The 6,271-nt window shown below is 43.7% G+C and carries 1 protein-coding gene; it reads right to left on the bottom strand.

What is annotated here, in order from left to right; all coding sequences use genetic code 11:
* Window positions 1-5,564 (bottom strand): MSCRAMM family protein (locus SST111_RS08715; protein WP_180274049.1); only part of this gene is annotated, 5,564 nt, incomplete at its 3' end.
* Window positions 5,565-6,271: the final 707 nt, after the last annotated feature.

Below are 6,271 nucleotides of genomic sequence, written 5' to 3'. Positions count from 1 at the left end.
AGGGTTTTCTTACTGTCGTTTTTCACCGTGAGCTCAAGCGTATTGCCACTTGATGCACCAACTTGTAGAAGCTCCGTATCTCCTGACAGGATTTGTAATTGACCTGCCTGCGTGATTTCAAGTCGAACTGAGTCTACTTGGATATAGCCTGATGGCGGTGTTACTTCTTTCAAGACATAGATACCTGGCTGCAGATTTTGGAAGGTGAGGCTATTTCCTGTCTGCGTGGTATTGCCTTGACTAATCACGGCTGTTTCATTTGCATCGTAGAGTTCGAAGCGAGCATTGAGGCCGGTATTTGGATTTGCAAGGTCGCGTTTCAACAGCTTCAAATTGAAGGTATTCCGCACATTTTTGACGACCATTTTCAGGGTATTGTCCGTTGCTGTGGTGCTATCATCAACCGTTACCTTGTCTGTTTGACTAAGTACTCTAAAGCGTGTGACGGCCTTATTTAGCTGGTCATTATGTGGTTGACTGGCTTCATAAAGTTCCAAGAGGACTGGGGCAGCTAGCCCTGTATAACCTGTCGGAGCTTGCGTTTCCACCAAAGCGTATTTACCAAGAACCTTAACGTCCATTGCTGTCGTGAGACTACCATTTTGCAGGTTGAAGGTTTGAATTAAATTATTCTCTTGGATAGCATTTGTGACGTTATCAACTGTCGTTGCGTCATCCACCTTATAGAGTTTAAAGGTGACATTTTGTGAAATGACTTGCCCATTTGTATCCTGTTTTTCAATCCGTATTGTTGGATTTTGGATATTTCCGATAGCAAGTGTCCCACCTGTCAACGGAGTGATTGGATTTCTTGTAGTGATGGTCATCCCCTTGATGGCTAACCAGACACCTGTCTTGAGACGGAGGTTGCGGACACGGATATAGCGTGCCATCACATCGCTATCTGTGTCAACTTCGCCAAGTTTTCCACCATTCGGTGCATTGTAGGTGCCTAGGCTTTGGTAGTTTTGACCATCGATAGAATATTCTAGTTCTAGACTATCCATTCTATCATTATCACTACCAGCACCGGTTACTGGTCCTTGGAGGTAGCGGATATGGGTGACATTTTTTATCGCTCCTAGGTCAACTCCCCACCATTGACCAACTTCTAATCGGCTATTGGCAAGTTTGTAGAGAGCAACAGTTGAGTCGTTTCCGTCCAAGGCTCTATCTTCGGTATTGACTCCCCAGATTTGCGCATTGTCAAAGTGGTTAGACTTGATGACTGTTAGTCCCGTAGCCTGAGTCGTTGTTCCTTGACCAGATTGGTACAAGCTAGCTTGACCTTTGTCCACGATAACGGTATACGGTGTTGGGGATTTGACATATCCTGTCGGTGGTTCGGTCTCTTCTAAACGATACACGCCTTTTGATAAATTGTTAAACACAAATCTTGTATTAGCATTTTGCCTTAAAGTGATTGGATTAAAGCTTGTATCGTTTAATTTGGTCAACTTGAACGTAACGGATGAAGTAATCAGGTTGTTCAGACTTTCGAGTCCCTTGATTTTCTTAGTGATGACAAGAGTGGCTAAATCAGCTCTGTTTTTCACCTTGAGGGTAAGATTATCTGATTCTAGACTGGCATTGTTTCCACCTGAAACCAGTTGCCAGACGTAGTTGGAACCACTTTGGACTAGCTTCACTTCGATACCAGTTGTCAGGATACGATAGCCTGCTGGGGCGGTCTCTTCGACAATGCCGTAGTTGACATTGGTCATAATGTTTGGAATGACAACCGCTTCTGACTCACCGTAGAGGGTATTTGTCCCATCCACTTTCGAGGTTTGAATGGTCGCTACTGGTACAGCTCCAGCGTTTGGCTGAATGGTGTTGCCATTTTTCGTATAATCGCCTGATTTATAGACTTTAAAGGTGGCTTTATCCGATGTGATGAGATTGCCATCTTCATCAGTCTTTTTGATTTTGAGGCGGACGACATCATTGACAACGGAATAAAGAAGATTGCTTGCATCTACAACTGATAACGGATCAGTCGTTGCAGAGATTGGTGCTCCATTCTCATCCGTAATCGTAATCTGTCCTGTAGCAGTTACTGTCAAGAGGTATACTTTTGGTGTACGGGTATACCCTACTCGTGCCGAGGTTTCTTCAAGACGATAGGTATGTCCTACCAGCAAGGATGGGAAGATGGCATAGCCGTACTCGTCAACTTCATGATTGAAGACAAGTCCTGTCACTGTGTCGGTAATCCTGAAACTAAAGGTCTCTGTTAGTTTTGGACGGATATGCGTTGTCGAAATTGGCAGGGCTGAAATCTTATAATAACCATTGCCTTGGGCAGTTACCTGTGCGCTGACAAATCCACCTCTCGTCGAGTCATATTTCCAAGCATTTAAGCCACTAGTTGTTTTTTGGAGTCGCAACAAGTTTCCGTATCGGTCAACCACATCAAGGATACCGTTGGTTTGACTGGCAAGTGGATAAACTTCTCCATTAGCGTCTGTTACAACGGTATTTTCCACTTTGATCGTTACTTCGTAGTCTTTGAGAAGTGGTCGAGAAGGTCTAAAAATCTTACCGTCTGCACTGATGTAAATGTCCTCTTCGCCATCTTTCTTACTATAGACAACTCCGTTTGCATCACGGTAGGTGATGGTACTACCATTTTTTTGCTGCGTAAAGACAGTATGGAGATTGTCCTCAAAGAGGAGATTGCCTTGGGCATCTGTCTTTTGTGTCAAACTTTGTCCATTAGCATCAACAAATTTTTGTGTTGCACTGTTGTAAGTGTAGGTGTTTCCATGATCGTCTTGGTACTGAATAGCACCATTGACTTTTTGGTAGTTGGGATAGACGACTTCTTTATTTGGGTCCGTTTTCTTAATCTTGAAATCACCCAAGAGGTCCTTTGGTGTCTCTGATCGTGACCAACCTGCACCAAATCCCTCAGTTGGTACGTAGTAGTCAATGAACGGACGAAGTACAAAAATAGTCTGTCTAGCATGCATGCCCATGTGGTAGCTCAGCCTGTTTAGGTCTTGCGGTTCAGGACTTGGTGTTTTCTTTTTGGCCTTGACAATCGCAAAATAGGTATTCTGCTGCTCGGAACCACCAAAATCAGCCTTCCACTCGGTGGCATTGTACTTGGTAAATCTCTTACCTGTTGAGACCTGCTCGCCTGCTTCAGGATTGTAGGGATCTACGGTAGCCATGGGTGGTACCATAGAGGTCGGCTGATTATTGGCATATTGACCATTATAGCCTTGGAAGAGCTTGACATCCACAATCTCTAACTCAGCTCCTTCTGGTCGTAGATAAATTTCCCAGGCCCCAGATCCACTATGATTTCTATTTCCATTATATACGAAATAGTAGTAAAGATAGGTCCTATCCTCATACACTGGAAAGATAATTTCACGACCAAAAGAGGTGGTCTGGTTATGATTTGTACCGAAGTCATACAGTCTTTCAAAGAGTTGGGTCCGCTGGTTGACATAAACACCACTCAAGTTTGGATCTCCATTCGCATCTTGAAAAGTCACTGGTGTTGTGTCCATATATTGAGAGGTGTAGGTAATGCTACGCCCTAAGAACCATGGATTTCCGTTAGCAGCGGTTGCTCCTGCCTGCTCCGTCATCAGCATGAAGTTAGGATAAAAACCTTCATAGAAGTCATATTTTTGAATCTGTTCATCAAGGTCATAGACATCCCATTCTAACTTTGTATCCGTTCCATTGGGACGAATCCGCCGTGTACTACGGTGACGACCATTACCATCTGTCATAGCCGTCAGGTTGGTTTTATCAATCAGCTTACCGACGATGGCATCCCCTTCGATTGGCCCTTTATCATTGGCATACTTTTGAACGACGAAGGTCAGCTCACCCGCCTTTGTATAATAGACATTTAAAATCGGAATCCCCGAAGGCTCGGTAGCACTGCCTCGTGTTACAATCTGGAAGAACAAATTTCCTATGTGTGTTTCTGTGTAACGGTCCTCTACACTATCCAAACGGTCATAAGGAACCGTCTCGTTATCATCATACATCGGAGCACGGTTCAGCAAGATTTGATTCCCAAACTTCAATGTGAAGTAATCACCTTCTTTTGCTTCTGCTGGTAGTTTCCACTTGACGTCCATACCAGCACCGTAGGTATTGTATCCATCTTGGAACTGATAGTAGGCAAAGGTATCAATATTGGCGTAGGTGATGCCGTAGGTCTCTACACCAGAGGCAAGGGTTGTATTCACTGCAGCCCGTTCTGATACAGAGCGTGAACGTCGTGTTGCACGAGCCAAACTTTCTTTTGGTTGGTTGATAATACGAACTGTTTTGGAGGGCTCTGATTCTGTTAGTTCTACTGTTTCTATCTGTTCAACTACATTGTAGTCTGATGCGGATGATATTTGCCTAATGTTGTAAGTGCCTAGAGCAATATTTTCAAAGGTCACATTTCCGTTTAAGTCCGTCTTTCCGTCCATCGTTTGCTCAGTATGGTCTACCGAAGAGATTTCAAACTCACTTTCTGTCAGCGGAACCTGAGGGTCTGGATTATTCTCTTCGTATGCTCTCAGCTGAATGGTAATACTGCCGGGACCTCTCGGAATCTCGGTTGCCACAGATGTCTGATTTGCTTTTGAAGAATAGTTGGTAACAAGAACCGTTTTAGCAGACTCAGCTTCTGTAAGCTCCACAATTTCTATCTGTTCAGCTAAATTGTAGTCTGTAGTCGACGTGAGTTGCTTGATGGTGTACGTGCCCAGTGCGATATTTTCAAAGGTCACATTTCCGTTTTGGTCTGTCTTCCCTGTCATCCTTTGCTCAGGATGGTCTACAAGGGAGATTTCAAACTCACTTTCTGTCAGAGGAACCTGAGGGTCTGGATTATTCTCTTCGTATGCTCTCAGCTGAATGGTAATACTGCCCGGACCTCGTGGAATCTCGGTTGATGCATCTAGCTCTGTCGTTTCTTGGTTGGTAAATACTGATTGATTTTCTTTAAGAATTGTCAGATAATGCTCGTTGGTCACCGCGACCATTTCCCCAGTCTGAACCTCAGCAACCTTTTTGAAGACAAAAACATGTTCCTCAAAACGCTTGCTACTGTCATTTGGATCTGTATTTATGGTGACAGGGCGGTCAGCACTGGGTTTGATTTTCAGTGAATAGTAGCCTTCGCCATAAACCGGTAATTGTTCGAGGCCGGCCGCGAGTGCGTCGCTACCTGCTGCTGCAACCTTCCTATCATTTTCATTATAAGCCTCATCTCGGTAGAAACCTTCAGGAAGTATATCCTGACCTTGGTCATTTTGTTGCAAAGCCAGACCGCTTTGTAGCACCAAGGTCAATCCTTGCTCGTTGATTTCTCCTTCTGCAGCTTTGAGTTTGACAACCAGCTGCTCGGTGTTTGTTTGTCCCCTATCAATGGTAAGCGATAACTTAGAGGCATCCTCTTGATAGTCTTTTATGTAAGTATCGCGTATCCTTACTCCTTCTGAAATCGTTTCTGATAAGGCAAGGACTGGCGTTGCCACAGAATCTACTACTAACAAGGCGAGTAACCATTGACTCACTGCCTTTTTCCACGACTGCATTTTTCTTTCCTCTCCTATGCTTAGCCACTTGCTGAATCCATTGTGTCTATACAACTCCAATGGTGAACAGTCTAACGTTTCGCACTTCTATTGATTTTTATATCCTAAATGACAAAAAAATGGTATCAAGCTTTACAAGCCCTTGCTCGACTACTTTGTCTCCCTTTTTAAAACTGATTTCGTCCAAGATGTAGTGATAAACTTTCTTTGTGCTGAAATGATGGTTGCGGTTTCATTCTTTCACTCAAAAAAAGTTTCTCTTTACTTCTATGGGGGCCTGTTTCCGACAATTGCGACTTCCTTGCTCACATGGGAACAAGGTGCAGAAACCATTTTTACATCGTGACGATTTTAAAAACTCTCTTCTATTGTACCACCCCCCCCCCGAAAAATCAAGTAGGTATGCTCAATTATTTTACCACAACCGACGCGAAAATGCTAAATTCTCAAACCTGTAGTATTTTAGTTTGCATTTAGTACTAGGCAACGAGTCGCAAGCATAACTGATACTCTTCGAAAATCAAAAGCAGACGTTGTTAACTTGATTGGGTGAGTGAGGCTTGTCAAAAACCCCAGCTCCACTTCTTAGAGTTCGTGTCATCATCTCAGCCCCTACTACCTGAAAATGCGAAAGTATAGACAATATGTAAAGACCCCCAGTTGAGAATTCGTGGATTTACCTGTACACTAGAATAAAAAAACAATCA

The organism is Streptococcus suis YS161 (assembly GCF_002760245.1).
Classification (GTDB): domain Bacteria; phylum Bacillota; class Bacilli; order Lactobacillales; family Streptococcaceae; genus Streptococcus; species Streptococcus suis_I.
Note: the sequence above shows the minus strand (reverse complement) of the source record. Positions and strands in the feature narration are given on the sequence as shown.